Origin of the sequence: Nonomuraea guangzhouensis, assembly GCF_019396345.1 — a bacterium.
GTDB lineage: Bacteria > Actinomycetota > Actinomycetes > Streptosporangiales > Streptosporangiaceae > Nonomuraea > Nonomuraea guangzhouensis.
The window spans coordinates 1-14,167 of the sequence record NZ_JAHKRM010000022.1; the positions used below are offsets into that span (position 1 = coordinate 1).

Below are 14,167 nucleotides of genomic sequence, written 5' to 3' on the forward strand. Positions count from 1 at the left end.
CGCGATCAACCTCATCCGCCTGGACGCCTGGCTCACCCAGACACCCCTCGGCGCGACCCGAGTCTCACACTTCGCGCGCCTCGACCTGACACTCACCGCATGACCCACCGAATTGGGCAACGGAGTCCTTTAGGTGGGCGGTGAAGGCCCGTGCGGGAAGGCCCTCTGGGCTTGAGCGTGTCCTGATCCCGGCGGCGAACACCAGCCGGGAATGCCACCAGTGCCACACCATCACCGAGGGATCGCGGCAATCCCAGGCCAGGTTCGTGAGCAAGAATCCAGCGTGCGGGTGGATCGGCAACGCCGATACCAATGCCGCCCGCACCCAGGCGTACCAGTACAACTCAGCCGCCGGACAGGCGGTAAACGGACGTGGAGGCCCCGCGGTACTGGGGCCGGTGAAGCGTCAAGCCACTCGTAGCGGGACCACGCCCACCCCGTAAAGGGCGGCCGCGTAGCAGCCATGAGGATCCTCCCCGTTCACAGGGAGGAGCATGTCAAACTTCCCCTCGTGACTGCTGCTCCCCGACGTGGTGGGTCTTTCTACGACTCGCCTACGACATTCCAGAGGTATCTCGACCATCGTCACAGCGGAGGGATGAGCCCCAACCACGTCATGGAGGAGCCCGCGCTACTGGACGCGATGGGCACGGTCACCGGCCTGCGGGTTTTGGATCTCGGGTGCGGGGACGCGGCCATCGGGCGGACTCTGCTGAACGCCGGCTGCAGTAGCTACCTGGGCCTGGACGGCTCTGCGGCCATGGTCGAAGCTGCCGGCGAAACCCTTCAGGGCACAAGTGGGCGTGCTGAGCAGGTGGATATGGAGGACTTCGCCGCTCCGCCGTCCTCGTTCGACCTGATCGTTTCTCGTCTCGCACTGCACTACGTCGAGGACTTCGCAGCGGTGTTGATGGCTTGCCATGCATGCCTTTCGCCTGGTGGGCGGATTGTTTTTTCGGTTGTTCATCCCGTGCTCAGCTCTTATGACGCCGGGACACGGGAGCCGCGCACGAACTGGATCGTCGATGACTACTTCCTCAAGGGGCCACGACAGCGCAGCTGGTTGGGCGGCAGTGTCACCTGGTTTCACCGGACTGTTGAGGACTACGTGGATGCGCTGGTGAACGCTGGGTTCGCGCTGTCGGCTCTGCGTGAGTGCGCTCCTCGGGAAGAGCGGTTCGACGGCGACCTGGCCGAGTTGGCGCGTCGCCGCCGCGTTCCGCTCTTCCTGTTACTCAGCGGCACGCGGATCTGACCGGTCCAGGAGAACCGCCGAATAGAGTCTTTCACCTGCAGTCTTACGTACTCGGCCTTACCTACTCGCCTGAATCACCAAGGTGGTCTTCCCCGTCGAGCGGGTCCGGATGTCCACGCCCTGGCTGAGCAGCGTCCAGCTCACCCACTCGCCTGTCTTCGTTCACTAGGTCCTCGGTCTTGGGCTGCTTGTGCGCGGTGTACCCGCTCGGGCCGGCGCGAGCTCTGCCGGTCAGGGTTCGTGTCCCTATGGCGGGCAGGGTGATGGTCAGCGAGGTTCGGACGTCTGCGATTTCATCCGTGAGCGTGCATTCGAGGAGGTGAACGGCGTTTTTCGCGGCTACGATCTCCGCCCTGTCACAGGCGGCTTGAGGATCGACGATCGCGAGCCTGGCTGCGGCAAGCGCGCTCAGGTCGGCTGCGTCGTGTACGTGATGACGTGCGACGCGTACGGAGCCCACCATGGCGAAGGCTGTGGCAACCGCCATGAGCAGGCCCATGAGCGCGACGCCCCACAATGTCGCGGAGCCACGGTCTGCTTGCTTGGCGAACGTTGATTCTCGACGCTTCGCGCATGTGTGCTGGTACGTCATGATTCCGTGGCGGCGGTCGCGGAGGCGGTTACTTGTACGGCGGGCAGAGACGCTCCCCATGCTGGTCGTACCTCCACCGAGACCTCTACTTTTGTGCTCTCTGGATTGCGGCTGATGTCCACCCGTGCGTTGGGCCGGGTGGCGGATTGAACGAGTTCGCGGACTTCGTCCAGGGGCTCGCCTCTGGCGGCGGCCCTCGCTGCGGCGCGGGCCGCGTCGACGCACTCCAGCTGGACACCGACTGCTTGAATCGCCCACAGTGCGGCGGCCAAGACGACCATGAGCGCGGGTAGGACCATGGCGGTCTCAGCTGTCACAGAGCCGCGCGATGCCGGGCCCTTCACGTGCGATGCCGGACACTTCGGGTGCGACGCCAGAAACTTCGCGTGCGATGTCGGCATCTTCAGGCGCGGTGTTGAACGCTTCACGTGTTTGGGGGCCGCAGCTTGGGGTGGGGTCATCCGGCTGCGTTGAGCGCCTGGTCGATGAGCTTCGAGAGCATCACTTGCACCTTTGGGCTGCTGACCACCTTGAACAGCACCGCCGCGAAGGCGCATGCGGCGATCGTTATCTTTGGTGACTCTCAGTCGTGTGACAAGTACTTCAAGTAGTGTTGGCGGCTACTTGGCGCACAGTATCTGGGGGTCCGTACGGCATGTTGGGCAGGTCAGGCGCGGCTGAGCGGCATTACCGGGCTGAACGAGCGGTGGCCGCCGATGAGTCGGTGTCGTGGGTGGTGGTCGACGAGGACCTCGAGTTGCACGTCGAGGCGTGCGCGTACCTGGCGGGGCTGCGCGCGGCGGACCGGGCGTTCAACACCGAGAAGACCTACGCCGGCCGGATCGCCTTGTACTTGTCGTACTGCCGAGGTCATGGGCTGGACTGGGCCGGCCCGAGCCTTCCGCAGCTGATGGCGATGATGCGCTGGCTGGTGGAGGAGCCGATGCCGTCGCGTTCACGCAAGCCGGGCGCTGCGGTGCGGTATCGCAGCGAGGGCACCGCGAACGCGATCATGGGGACCGTCGGGGAGTTCCTGTCGTGGTGCAGCCTGCAGGGCTGGGTGCCGCCGACGGTGGTGAACACGCTGACTCAGCCGAAGTTCCTGCGCTACCTGCCGGCGGGGTTCGACCCGGGCGAGGACGGCCAGTACCGCACGATCATGGCCCGCACGATCAAGTACAGGGTCGCGATCCCGGGCTATGAGTGGCTGGCGGATCAGGAGATCGACGTGCTGCTCGGCCTTGCCCGGCACGAGCGCGACAGATTCCTCATCCAGCTTCTTTCGCAGACGGCCATGCGGATTGGCGAAGCGCTCGGGCTGCGCAGGCAGGACATGCACCTGCTGCCCGATTCTCGGGTGATGAACTGCCGGCACGAGGGGCCGCACGTCCACGTCCGGCGGCGCCTCAACGCCAACGGGGCGTTCGCCAAGGCCCGGCAGCCCCGGGCGATCCCGGTGGACGAGGTCACGATCGAGCTTTATGCGCACTACCAGTTCGAGCGGGCCGAGATCGCCGGGGACGCCGGGGACATGGTTTTTGTGAACCTGTTCCACGCGCCGGTGGGTAAGGCCATGTCGTACGGGACGGCCTATGAGTTGTTCTGCCGCCTGGCCAAGCAAGCCGGATTCCGGGCACGACCGCATATGCTCCGTCATTCGTCGATCACCAGGCTCCGGCGGGCCGGGGTGGATCGCCGGGTCGTGCAGGAGATCGCCGGCCACGTCTCGGTGACCTCGCAGGACCCGTACTCCCATGTCACCGACTCCGACAAGCGCGAGGCCGTGGAGATGGTGGCGGCCAAGAGACGGCAGGCCCGTTCGTGAGCGGGCCGGGCAACGTGCTCGCCTTCCCCGGACCGGACGACGAGCCGGCCGGGCGCGAGCCGGTCCTGGGAGCGCTGGCACCGGCGCAGGCCGAGATCTGGACCGCGTGGCTGTCGGCGAACACGCCCTCCCCCTGGCGGGTTGGGGAGTGGGACGCGGCCACGTGGCTGTTCACCGGCGATGTCGACAACCGCTCCACGGTCGCCTACCGCTGCACGGTGGCGGCCTGCGATCGGATCTCGCGCACGCAGGCCCTGTGTGACCTGTGTGAGAAGGCGTTCCGGAAGTCGGAGCTGGCGCTGGAGGAGTTCCGGGACAGCTTCGTCCCGGACCGCAACCGGGTGATCGACGGCGGGGCCAGGCCCTGCATCGTGGCAGGCTGCGCGCGGGACGGAGCGGTGTGGGGGTTGTGCGCCGCGCACGGGTCGCTACGGCACAAGGACATGATGCGCAAGCGTCCCGGCGCCGAGGAACTGGAGGCGTGGGTCGCCGCCGCGGCCCCCTACGACCCGCTCCCGGCGTGTCTGGTCGGCGGCTGCGTGCGTGACTGGCGGCCGGGATCGGGGATCTGCGACCTGCACACCCGGCGGCTGAAGGCGGACGGCCTGGAGGTGGCGGACGCGGCCTGGCTGGATCGCCAAGCGCCGTTCCTGATCGTCAACCAGTTCTCCCTGGCGCCGCTGGAGCCGGTGGCGCGCGCGGAGCTGCTGTTCGCGCTGGCCGCCCGGGATTCGCGGGGGCAGCGGCTGGACCCGACCGCGGTCCGGCAGTCGGTCGCGGTGCTGGCCGGCCACCGCATCGCCGCGATCGCGGCCGTCGCTCTGGGGGCGCTGCCGAGCCGGGCCACGGCGAACGTCGATGCGCTGTTGCGGGAGACGTTCCGGGTGGTGGCTGCGGCCTTCGACCGGTTCCGCGGCGTGGATCCGGCCACGCGGCCGACCTTGGACCTGGTCGACCTCGGGGCCCGGAGCAGGCACGGCAGGCCCACGGCTCGGCCCGGCGATCTGGACATCTCGATGATCCGGCAGGTCTGGCTGCGGGAGATCCTGGTGGCCTGGATCAGCGAGGCCAAGCCCACGACCAGCGAGGTCCGCCGGGCACACCGAGCGGTGCAGACCGCCGCCCGGGCGCTGGACGCGCGCACCGGCGGCGGGCTGGACCCCGCGAGGCTGGGGTTCGCCGATATGACGGCGGTCGTCGCGGGCTTTGAGAACCTCCTGCGGGCCGATGGCCAGGAGATGAGCCAGAAGAACAAGGGCAGTCTGCTGTCGATGTGGTTCAAGGTGCTGGACTGGGGCCGGCTCACCGAGCGGCTGGACGGCATGGCCGCCTCCTTCGCCCGGCACTCCAGTCACGTCATCAAGCAGGTCCAGGTCAACGAGGACGAGATCGGCAGGGCGATCCCAGAGTCGGTGATCAACCAGTTGGACGCGCACACCGAGCTGCTGGGCGCGGGCATCGCCCACGGGCGGCTCTCGCCCGAGCAGGTCCACGCGATGGCGGTGGCGGTTTATGAGCTGCTGCGCGACACCGGCCGCCGCCCCGCCGAGATCGGCCAGCTGGAGGTCGATTGCCTGGAGCGGGACGGGGAGGATTGGCAGCTGCGCTGGGACAACAGCAAAGGGCTGCGCAAGGGGCGCCGGTTGCCGATCCCATCGGAGACGGTGTCCACCATCCACACCTGGCAGGCCGTCCGGCAGGCGATCGCGTTGCCGTCCGGTTCGGAGGGGTTCCTGTTCCCGCCGGCCGGTGAGTTCGGGGAGGTCCGGCATCTGATCTCCGAGCAGATCTCACCGATCATCCGGGCCTTCGCTGATGCGGTCCCGCAACTGCTGGCCGAGGAGTTCGGCCCGGACGGGCGGCCGCTGCCGTTCGACCGATCGCTCATCTTCCCCTACGCATTCCGACATGCTTATTGCCAGCGGCACGCGGATGCGGGGGTGCCGATCGATGTGCTCCGCGACCTTATGGATCACCGATCCACTCAGACCACGTCCGGGTACTACACCGTCTCCCTCAAGCGGAAGCGGGAAGCGGTGGCGATAGCCGGCCGCCACGGTTTCGACCGCGCCGGCCGGGCTCGGCCGACCCGTTCGGGCACCGCCTATGAGGCGCAGTCGGTGGCGGTGCCCTACGGCCGCTGCACCGAGCCCGCCAACGTCAGAGCCGGAGGCAGCGCCTGCGCGATCCGCTTCCAGTGCGCCGCCTGCCAGTTCTTCCGCGCCGACCCGTCCTATCTGCCGGAGATGGAGCAGCACGTCATGCAGTTGCGGGCCGATCGGGAGCGGGCGCTGGCGATGGACGTCGACGAGTACGTGATCAAAAACTTCGACGCCAACATCGAGGCGATGGGCAGGATCGTCGGCATCGCCCGGGACAAGCTGGAGGCGCTGCCCGAGGAGGAACGGGCCGAGCTGCTCGCGGCCACCGAGGCGTTGCGCATCGTCCGGGCCCAGCAGGCCGACGGCATCACCGACCTGGGCATGCCCGGCTTCCCCAGACGGCGCGGGCGGGAAAGCGCGTGAGCCAGAGGGCACCGGGTGCTGGGCGCACCCCCGGCGACGTGCTGCGCGAGGTTCGCCGCAAGGACAGCCAGGTCAAACGCGGCAAGGTGCTGGCCACGCTGGAGAAGCTGAAGTCCGGCGGGGAACCGATCACCTTCCGGGGTGTCGCGGCGGCGGCCCAGGTGTCGACCTCGCTGGTCTACTCCCCAGGCGTCCGCGAGCACATCGAGACCGCGATCGCCGGGCAAGCCAAAGCAGCCCGGCGCGCCACCGCGACCGGGACCAGCGTCTCGGCCGCGTCGCTGGCCTGCGACCTAGAGCTGGCCCGCGCCCAGATCAAGCAGCTGCGCGCGGAGCGGGACAAGCTCAAGGCCGCCGTCCGGCGCGGTCTGGGGGCGGCGCTGGAGACGGCCGGCAGCCGGGAACTGACGGAGCGGATCAACGAGCTGCTGGCCCAGGTCGAACGCCTGGCCGCCGAGCGCGACGCCGCGCTGGCGGAGAACACGCGGCTGAAGGCCACGCTGACCGAGACCGAAGACAATCTGACCGCCAACCGGACGGCGTTGAAAGACCTGATGAAGGAGGTCAACCGCGAACGCTGACCCAAGGCGCCCCGGCTCCCGCACCCCTGGGCGGAGAATCGGCAAACAGAAGCGTATCCATTTGATTACACTGCGTGCTCGTCAACCAGCCCGGTTTCACTGAGGGGTCCGCATGAGCTTCACAGAACACGACGTTCACGAGTGCCGCCGCCTGATGAGCGCCTGCCGCGTCAGCCAGCTGGCGATCGGCGACATGCTGGCGGCCGCGTGGGCCGACGGCGATGCCCTCGGACAGTTCTGCGAGCAGGTCGGCCTGTCGGTGACCACCGCCAAGCAGTGGCGGGCCACAGCGAAGGCTGTCACGCCGAACCTGCGCACGCTGCTGGAGACCTGCGGCGTCTTCGTCTCCTACTCCGTCTTGCGCGAGGGGACACGCATGATCGGCGGCCGGCCCGTCGACCCCGGCTACGCCAAGCTCCGGCGCTTGATCGACGATGCGAAGACGGCGGGTGGCGACCGGGTCAACTACGCCACCTACCAGACGGTCTTGGGCACGGCGCCCTCGCTGGCCATCGTCTTGGATCCGCAGGCACGAGAGGCGGAGGAGGTCGTCGACTACGTCAGCGACATGAACAACAGCCCCAACCGCGACCTGCTCGTCTCGGCGCTGCTCGCCGACGACGCCGTGACCCGCGCCGAGCTGGAGGCCGAGTTCGACAAGCAGCGGGCCGAGCGAGAAGAACAGGGCGGCCAGCAGCCGCCGAAACAGCCCACGGGCAAGCCCGACCCCAGCGCCGCGCTGGTCGCCGATCTGCTCGCCCTGGCCGCGCAGTCCGCACGGATCATCAAACGCCTTCCCAAGACAGTGCAGCTGGACCTCGCGCAGCGGGCCAACGCCTCGGTCGCCTTGGACGACCTGGACGTCTTCACCACGAGGGTCCGTCAGATCGCCGCGATCCGCACGGTCCGCGTCCCGGCGCAGCGGCGGTCGCAGCGCGAGAAGACGACAGCATGAACCAGGATCTGCCCGAGGAGGCTCTCGACGACGGCGAGGAAGCCCTGCAGGCGGACATCGACGAGTTCGTCACCCTGGATCGCAAAGGCCCTTGGAGGCTCGCCCTTCTGGTCGCCAGGCGAGTCACGCCCGGCGAGGGCAACGGCGTGAGAATCGACTACCAGCCCCGGAGCGGCCTGAACGCCTTCCGGCGCATCAGCGCCGGAGAGTTCGCCCGCCGGGCCAGGACTGCACCCAGGCGCGTCATAGCCCTGTTGGATGCGTGGAATCGGCTCGCCGCCGACGGCGTCGTCCCGCCCGCCGCCGCCCTGCGCCCGGACACGACCATCGAGTCTCCTGATACCGGGGAGTATCCCTTTTACGGCAAGAACGGCTACTACCGCAGCTGGGAGGCCACGGGTCTGTCGACCGAGCGGCGTGATGCGGTCGAGAAAGAAGCGGAAAAGAGCGGGACCCGGCCGTCGGCCATCACCTATGTCATGACACATCCCACAGCAGTCAAGACTGCTCTGCTGGCCGATGAGGCGACCCGGAGGACGGCGCGGGAGGCCCTGCAGGAGTTCGAAGCCCGCCAGGCCGCCGCAGATGCCGAAGACCGCGCCGCGGCCGCCGAGGTCGCCAGCGAGCGGCAGCGCGAATACGACGACGTCATCCGCGCCGAGCGGGACGCCTATGCCGCACAAGCCCGCCAAGCCAGCGAGGGATCGCAGGCCGAGGCGTCCATGGACGTCTTCAACGCCATGGCCGAGATCCGCATGGCCGCCTCACGGGCGCTGGCGTTGCTGAGCAAGCAGCAGATCAACTTCACCTCGGACCGCGCCCAGGCCATCGCGGAGTTGTGTGACGGCGCCGAGGCGGCGATCGCCGCCGTTCGTGACATGGCCACCGGCGCTGCTCTGGACGACGCCGCGCTCGCGGCTTTCATGGACGAGAACGGGAAATTCCTGTGAGCCGCCGCCGTGATGAGATGGGCTGGACCCGCGCCGAGACCGACGTCGCCGAAGTGATGATCTGGCTGCGCAGCAACCACGGCCGCGAGATCAGCTACGCCGACATCGCCGCCGGCGTCGGCATCAAGGACGGCGCCCGCCTGCGGCGGGCCGTCAAGGTCGCCCGCGTGGTCGCGGCCAACCGGGGCGATCGCCTGGAAAGATTCCTGCCATCGCAAAGCCCCGCCCGTCGCCGGGTCTTCGTCACCCGCTACATGCGCCAGGGCCTGGGCGATGAGTTCGGCGCCCGCGACGCGATGTCCGCCGCCCGCACCGCGATGACCGCGATGAAGGACATGCACCGCGCCACCACCTTCGAGGCCGGCAACGACAAGTCGATCGCGCGCCAGGAGTTCGGCACGATGGCCACGGCCGTCGACGAGTGCATCACCAAGGTCTCCGGCATCGACAAGGTCGGCCCCCAGGTGGTCCGACAGGAGAACACCGGCCTGCTCGCTCAGATGATCGCCGCCCTGGAAGCCCGTCTCACCGAGCCGTCAACAGGCTGACCAGGGCCGCCCCCGTGTCCTGCCAGCCGCCCCGGACACGCCTCGCAATCCGACGACCAGCCAGGAGCCCATCGTGACCCCGCTCGAACACACCCTCGCCAAAGCACTCACCGAGGTCGTCATCAGACTGGACCTCAGCGACGACGACGCCATCACGCCCGAGGCCACGATGCAGGTGATCGAGCCGGTGGCCGCCCTGCTGCAGGACCTCCCCGAGCGGGACCGGCAAGCTCTCGCCGAGCTGATCAACCAGTTCGCGCACCAGGAAACCGACCCTGAGCGGCAGCTGACCGCCTGGGAAGCGCCCGAAACCCTGGGCCTCCTGGTCTGAGAGTGTGTCCTCAGTACAACAACCAGACTTTCCCCTAGCGTTGATTGGGGAGTCTTCGCTCCATTTCGAATAGGAGGTCTCGAGCCTCCTTCAGGGTGCTTCGGCCAGGCTGTCGGGACTGGGGATGGGCGATCCAGTCGCGGACACTCTTCGCGAAGGCCACCTGGAAGCGCTCCATTCCGCTTGCGCCAGTCAGCCAGGCGACACCGTCGTGCCGAGCCTGAGGACGGCGCCGCATCAGTCGCTCCCATATTTGAAGGATCTCTCGCTCCAGTCGCAAGGCCTTCTCAGAGCGCTCAACCGGGTCCGTGGCCGGCTGAGGATTTGCGGCGGGCCTGCCTTGCCTCTGGGAACCTGGAGGCACTCGCACCGCGCGGTTCCCTAAGGGAACCTGCGGCCTTCTGGCTTGGCGAGTTGCGTCTTGAGGCTTCGGGCGAGATGTCGGCACTGCAGGTCTTGACTCGATCACCTTGGTCAGCTCGGCCTTGAACTCGGCCGCCCTCTCAGCATCAAGATCTTGGAACGTCCTCATTGGTCTAATAACACGCATTCCCATGTTCTCGAGCGCGACCCACACAAGATGGCGGGCCGCCCCATAATCAAGGCCGAACTCCTCCTTAGCGACCTCCCATACGTTGATCGTTCCGCGCTCGATCACCTTGCCCAGCTCGGCTCTGAACTCGGCCTCCCTCTCTGCATCAAGAGTTTTGACCGTCGCTGGTAAACGAACAGGCACTCCCATGTTGTCGAGCGCCACATACACGAGACGGAGGTCATCACACTTGAGGCCGAACTCTTTAGCGACCTCCCATACGTTGATCGTTCCGCTCACGACCCTCCTCAGACTCCGCATGCCGACGCAGCTATTGCCATCGTTTATCACAATCGCACCAACTGGAGCGCCCAAGCCGCGCAACGCCCCATGGGTGATCCGGTCGAGTTCGTCGCGGGGCAGGCCGAGGAGATGGGCCTGGCGCGCAAGGCGAGCACCAGGCCCGGGAGGGACATCTATCCCTTACCTCGATGACCAGCATGCTTCCTACGGGGCCTGGTATGTCCAGAGGCGTTCCCTATCGCTCGGCCCGAAGACATCTCGATGCCCTTTGGGCGGTTCGTCCTCATCGGGCCGGCCGAGTTCAATTGGTCGATGCGATTTGCGAATCTGGCGGAGAAGAGTACGGCCACGGCCCGCAGAATCGCCGGGCGTTCCTTTGGGTGAGTCCCGCGCAGCGCCAGCCACACCACAACTACCCGGGCCAGGCCCGCGACTATGCCTGCGGCGGCCAGAAGCGCCATGCCGCTAGGGACAAGATTGCCCACTTCAACAAGATCCCTTCGCCTCTCCTGGTCGAGAGAGGCGATCCACATCAGGTCCTCAGCTCGACCAGTGCATGACTGGTTGAACCGAGAACCCTTCGCTGCCGGCACAACGTGGATCTCAGAAGTGGTGGGCGACGACCCCTCTAGCGTCGAACGACAAGGCCCTTCTGCATTTCCCCTCACCCTCCGGGAGCAGGGGCGGAGCGTGCTACTGCCGGTGCAGCCGACTCGACTGGCCCGGCAGAGCTCGCGGCCTTATCCACGAGTTACCCGAACGACCTCACGGCCGCCGACCAGATAGCAACAACCCTACTCGCCTCCGTCCAAGACGCGGGCGTTCGCCGACTCTGAACACTGCCAGCAGCTTGGAACCCTGGTCGCCGTCACGGGCTGCGTTCGGGTCAACTTGGCCTACGTGAAAGAAGAGATCATCGTCCTCTGACCTGGTGGAAGAGTCCTCCAACCCTAGATAATCGCCGTGCCCACCGCGTATTCGGCTGTGGACATTCCGCGATCGCGGAGCGGTCCCGAACAGCGGGCCCATCTGTTGGCGAGCCAGTTGTGGGGGCGGGCGGCTGGATTGGCCGGTTTGGCGAGCAGTTGGTCTTCAGAGGGTGTGGCGGCAGCGTTCAGGGGGGTTGCCGCATCGTGCATGGTGCCTCCAGGTGATCGGGCCGGGCGTTGTCCGGCGTGGGTCCAACGGTGCCTGAAGGCTGTATGTGGCGGACGGCCCGAACGTGGTTCTGGGGATAAGTGGAGGCGTCGGAGCGGCCTGTGGATAGGTGATAGGGCACCTGTGGATGGGCGATAGGGCAAGGGGATACCGCTTGCGCCTGGGTTGGGTCGGAAGCCCACGCTCATCTGAGGCCGGTCTGCCGGGTCGAGGGCTCGGGCGTGTGCTGCGGAGCATAGGCAGGTTCCAGTTCCAGGCGCAGGCAGGCCCCAGGGCGCAGGTGGATTCGGAAACTCAGGCCCGTCGCGGGGCCCGGGCCGGCAGGTTCCTGGACACAGGCAGGGCCTCAAGCAAAGGCTGATCCTGGAGCAGGCCAGTCCCGGGAGGCAGGTCCCGGGAGGACAGATCCCGGGGGCAAGAAGCAGATCAGTCCCGAGGGGCAGGTCAGTCCCGGGCTGGCCCCTGGATGCAGGCTGGTTCCGAAGTACGGGCTGGTCCCTGGGTAGGTGTTACGGGAAGGTGATGGCGGTTGCGAGGCCAGCGACGATGGGGATGATGCCGAGCAGGACGAAGGCCGGTAGGAAGCACAGGCCGAGAGGCGCTACTGCCTTTACGCCCACGCTCCTGGCTGCGGCCACGGACATGGCTCGGGTGGACTCGCGGGCGTCGTTGGCTAGGCGGGTCAGGACGTCTGCCACTGGGGCGCCGGTCTGAGCGGCTCTGCTCATTGCTCGTGACAGTTGTGCAGTGGCCGGTTCTCGGGCGAGGAAGGCCCAGGTGGGGTCTGGGTCGGCGCCCAGGCGGAGTTGACGGCTAACCCACGACAGGCGCTGGCCGAGTGGGCCGGCCAGCGCGTCTGCCGCTATCTCGGTGGCCGCACTGACCGGTTGCCCGGCGAGTAGGCAAGCTGCCATCAGGTCGGCGGCGAACGGCAGGTCGGCGGTGATCTGTTTGGCGTCTTGGCGGGCTTCTGGGTCGTTTCGTCTGTGTAGGGCCACCCCGACGATGGGGGCGATGAGCAGGGCCGCTATCAGTCCGGCTGCTCCGCCGATGAGTAGAGCGGTGATGAGGGCGGCGCCGAGGGCTCCGACGATCGTGCGGCGGGTGATCGGTTGGGGTGAAGTTGCGGGGTGATCGAGCCAGGTTGGTGGGGAGAGTGTGTCGGTAGTCGGCCGTGTGGGGGACGTGTCGGTATCTGGCCCTGTCGAGGGTGCGCGTGTGGGTCGCTGTGATCCGGGGTGATGTGGGCGGTCTCGGGCGGATGCTCCTGGCGGTAGCAGGCGGGTCACGCGTTCTGCCGGGGTTGTCGGTGAGATCCACAGCCAGGTTGCTGCGCAGGCACATGCTGCGGAGAGCAGTTCGAACATCGAGCATCCGTTCCGATCGGTTGCGCGGCGCGATCACTTGAAGAAGGAGATCGACGCCAAGGAGCTGGTCGCTGCCGCTGAGGTGGGCAGGCGGAAGCTGACGCCTCTGAGCGGCCGTGGCTGCCACGACCGAGGTGGCCATGACCGAGGTGGCCATGACCGAGGTGGCCATGACCAGGTCTGGGCGGGTCATGGTGGAGAACTGAGCGGACCACAGTGTGAGCGGGTCGTAGTGGGGTCTACTCGGACCACGGTGTGCGCAGACCGTGGTGGGGTCTACTCGGACCACGGTGTGCGCAGACCGTGGTGGGGTCTACTCGGACCACGGTGTGCGCGCACCCTGGTGAGGTCTGGACGCACCCTGGTGAGGTCTGGACGCACCGTGGTGAGGTCTGGACGCACCCTGGTGAGGTCTGGACGCACCGTGGCTAAGAGTTTTCAGCGCGGGTTGCCATCTGGTGGGTCCACCACAGGCCGCAGGCGTCCAGGGCGATACCGGCCGTGAGGCAGGCGAGGCCGGGGAGGTTGCCGAAGAGGAAGGCGAGCGGATGCATTCCCAGTGCGCTTCCCATGAGGAGGCCTAGGGCGGGCAGTGCGGCCAGCATTCTCGCGGTGGTGCGAGGACCGGCCAGTTGCGCCTTGACGTCCTGGCGGTGGGATTGGGCTGAACGTAGCGTGCTGCCGATGCGTTCTACGAGGGGAGCTAGGCCTGCGCCTACGGTCACGCTGACGCTCCAGCAGGCGGCCAGGCTGCGTAGTCCCTCGCCGCCCTGCTGTGGTGCCACGGATACGAGAGCCGTGGATACGTCGCCGCCGTCTCTTGCCGCCGCCATCACCGGGCGTAGGGCTTCCGGGTCTGGGAAGTCCACCGCGTTGATCGCTCTGGTGAGGGCTTCGCCTGGAGTACGGCCTGCGGTCAGTTCGGCTGAGAGGGCTTGGCAGAGCTCGATCGATGCTCGGCGCCAGGTGGCGGCACGACGAGCTGGGCTGGGGCGGGTGATCAGGTGTTTTATGGATCGCTGCTGGAATGGCTCGCGGATGGAGGTCAGTCTGTCGAGGCGGGCTGTGGCGGTGCTTGGGCCGGTCCACAACCATACGGCGGCTGCTGTGGACAATGCGGCCATTAGGGCTGCGATCACGGATTTACGCTCCTTTCGCCCGTCGTGGTCTGGCCGAATGAGCCTGTTGGCCGGTGACAGTGCGGCTTGGTGACAGTGCGGCTTGGTGACAGTGGGGTTGGCTCGG

The 14,167-nt window shown here is 67.3% G+C and carries 15 protein-coding genes; 9 read left to right on the forward strand and 6 right to left on the reverse strand.

Annotated elements, in window-relative coordinates:
• Positions 1 to 140: 140 nt before the first annotated feature.
• Both KME78_RS38410 and KME78_RS38415 read left to right on the forward strand, forming a co-directional pair.
• Positions 141 to 443 carry a zinc ribbon domain-containing protein gene (locus KME78_RS38410; protein WP_219534390.1) on the forward strand — a complete coding sequence of 101 codons (303 nt, stop codon included), beginning with the start codon at positions 141 to 143 and terminating at the stop codon, positions 441 to 443.
• 155 nt (positions 444 to 598) lie between these two features.
• A complete protein-coding gene (locus tag KME78_RS38415; protein ID WP_219534391.1) occupies positions 599 to 1,255 on the forward strand; it encodes a class I SAM-dependent methyltransferase in 657 nt (218 codons plus the stop codon).
• 61 nt (positions 1,256 to 1,316) lie between these two features.
• Here KME78_RS38415 and KME78_RS38420 read toward each other — a convergent pair whose 3' ends face one another.
• The 3 genes from KME78_RS38420 to KME78_RS38430 are packed head-to-tail and all read right to left on the reverse strand — an operon-like array spanning position 1,317 to position 2,418.
• Positions 1,317 to 1,847 (reverse strand): Rv3654c family TadE-like protein, encoded by a 531-nt coding sequence (locus KME78_RS38420; protein WP_219534392.1) that lies wholly within the window; start codon positions 1,845 to 1,847, stop codon positions 1,317 to 1,319.
• A complete protein-coding gene (locus KME78_RS38425; protein WP_308127290.1) occupies positions 1,844 to 2,308 on the reverse strand; it encodes a TadE family type IV pilus minor pilin in 465 nt (154 codons plus the stop codon). The genes KME78_RS38420 and KME78_RS38425 overlap by 4 nt, the downstream gene beginning before the upstream one ends.
• The gene (locus KME78_RS38430) at positions 2,305 to 2,418 is read right to left on the reverse strand and encodes a DUF4244 domain-containing protein (RefSeq protein ID WP_219534615.1); all 114 of its coding nucleotides are present in this window, start codon (positions 2,416 to 2,418) and stop codon (positions 2,305 to 2,307) included. Before KME78_RS38430 ends, KME78_RS38425 begins: the two co-directional genes overlap by 4 nt.
• A gap of 135 nt (positions 2,419 to 2,553) precedes the next feature.
• Here KME78_RS38430 and KME78_RS67455 point away from each other — a divergent pair, with 135 nt between their 5' ends.
• From KME78_RS67455 to KME78_RS38465, 7 genes are all read left to right on the forward strand, one after another.
• Positions 2,554 to 3,672, forward strand: a complete 1,119-nt coding sequence (locus KME78_RS67455; RefSeq protein WP_219534393.1) for a tyrosine-type recombinase/integrase — start codon at positions 2,554 to 2,556, stop codon at positions 3,670 to 3,672.
• Positions 3,669 to 6,197: a tyrosine-type recombinase/integrase gene (locus tag KME78_RS67460; protein WP_219534394.1), complete on the forward strand. Its 2,529-nt coding sequence runs from the start codon at positions 3,669 to 3,671 to the stop codon at positions 6,195 to 6,197. Before KME78_RS67455 ends, KME78_RS67460 begins: the two co-directional genes overlap by 4 nt.
• The gene (locus KME78_RS38445; protein WP_219534395.1) at positions 6,194 to 6,778 is read left to right on the forward strand and encodes a DUF6262 family protein; all 585 of its coding nucleotides are present in this window, start codon (positions 6,194 to 6,196) and stop codon (positions 6,776 to 6,778) included. Before KME78_RS67460 ends, KME78_RS38445 begins: the two co-directional genes overlap by 4 nt.
• A gap of 112 nt (positions 6,779 to 6,890) precedes the next feature.
• Positions 6,891 to 7,733 carry a hypothetical protein gene (locus KME78_RS38450; protein WP_219534396.1) on the forward strand — a complete coding sequence of 281 codons (843 nt, stop codon included), beginning with the start codon at positions 6,891 to 6,893 and terminating at the stop codon, positions 7,731 to 7,733.
• The gene (locus KME78_RS38455) at positions 7,730 to 8,683 is read left to right on the forward strand and encodes a hypothetical protein (RefSeq protein ID WP_219534397.1); all 954 of its coding nucleotides are present in this window, start codon (positions 7,730 to 7,732) and stop codon (positions 8,681 to 8,683) included. The genes KME78_RS38450 and KME78_RS38455 overlap by 4 nt, the downstream gene beginning before the upstream one ends.
• The gene (locus KME78_RS38460) at positions 8,680 to 9,231 is read left to right on the forward strand and encodes a hypothetical protein (protein ID WP_219534398.1); all 552 of its coding nucleotides are present in this window, start codon (positions 8,680 to 8,682) and stop codon (positions 9,229 to 9,231) included. The genes KME78_RS38455 and KME78_RS38460 overlap by 4 nt, the downstream gene beginning before the upstream one ends.
• 73 nt (positions 9,232 to 9,304) lie before the next feature.
• A complete protein-coding gene (locus KME78_RS38465; protein ID WP_219534399.1) occupies positions 9,305 to 9,562 on the forward strand; it encodes a hypothetical protein in 258 nt (85 codons plus the stop codon).
• A gap of 34 nt (positions 9,563 to 9,596) precedes the next feature.
• Here the strand turns inward: KME78_RS38465 and KME78_RS38470 are convergent, their stop codons facing one another.
• The 3 genes from KME78_RS38470 to KME78_RS38480 all read right to left on the reverse strand — a co-directional run bounded on the left by KME78_RS38470 (position 9,597) and on the right by KME78_RS38480 (position 14,061).
• Positions 9,597 to 10,394, reverse strand: coding sequence for a hypothetical protein (locus KME78_RS38470; RefSeq protein WP_219534400.1), 798 nt, complete (start codon positions 10,392 to 10,394; stop codon positions 9,597 to 9,599).
• A gap of 1,670 nt (positions 10,395 to 12,064) precedes the next feature.
• The gene (locus tag KME78_RS67465; RefSeq protein ID WP_219534401.1) at positions 12,065 to 12,922 is read right to left on the reverse strand and encodes a type II secretion system F family protein; all 858 of its coding nucleotides are present in this window, start codon (positions 12,920 to 12,922) and stop codon (positions 12,065 to 12,067) included.
• A 428-nt stretch (positions 12,923 to 13,350) separates the two neighbouring features.
• Entirely contained in the window at positions 13,351 to 14,061 is a 711-nt protein-coding gene (locus tag KME78_RS38480) for a type II secretion system F family protein (protein WP_308127291.1), read from the reverse strand.
• Positions 14,062 to 14,167 lie beyond the last annotated feature (106 nt).

Coding starts and splice junctions, on each gene's coding strand:
- KME78_RS38415 (WP_219534391.1), top strand. CDS start 599: ATGAGCCCCAACCACGTCATGGAGGAGCCCGCGCTACTGGACGCGATG.
- KME78_RS38420 (WP_219534392.1), bottom strand. CDS start 1,847: ATGACGTACCAGCACACATGCGCGAAGCGTCGAGAATCAACGTTCGCC.
- KME78_RS38425 (WP_308127290.1), bottom strand. CDS start 2,308: ATGACCCCACCCCAAGCTGCGGCCCCCAAACACGTGAAGCGTTCAACA.
- KME78_RS38450 (WP_219534396.1), top strand. CDS start 6,891: ATGAGCTTCACAGAACACGACGTTCACGAGTGCCGCCGCCTGATGAGC.
- KME78_RS38455 (WP_219534397.1), top strand. CDS start 7,730: ATGAACCAGGATCTGCCCGAGGAGGCTCTCGACGACGGCGAGGAAGCC.
- KME78_RS67465 (WP_219534401.1), bottom strand. CDS start 12,922: ATGTTCGAACTGCTCTCCGCAGCATGTGCCTGCGCAGCAACCTGGCTG.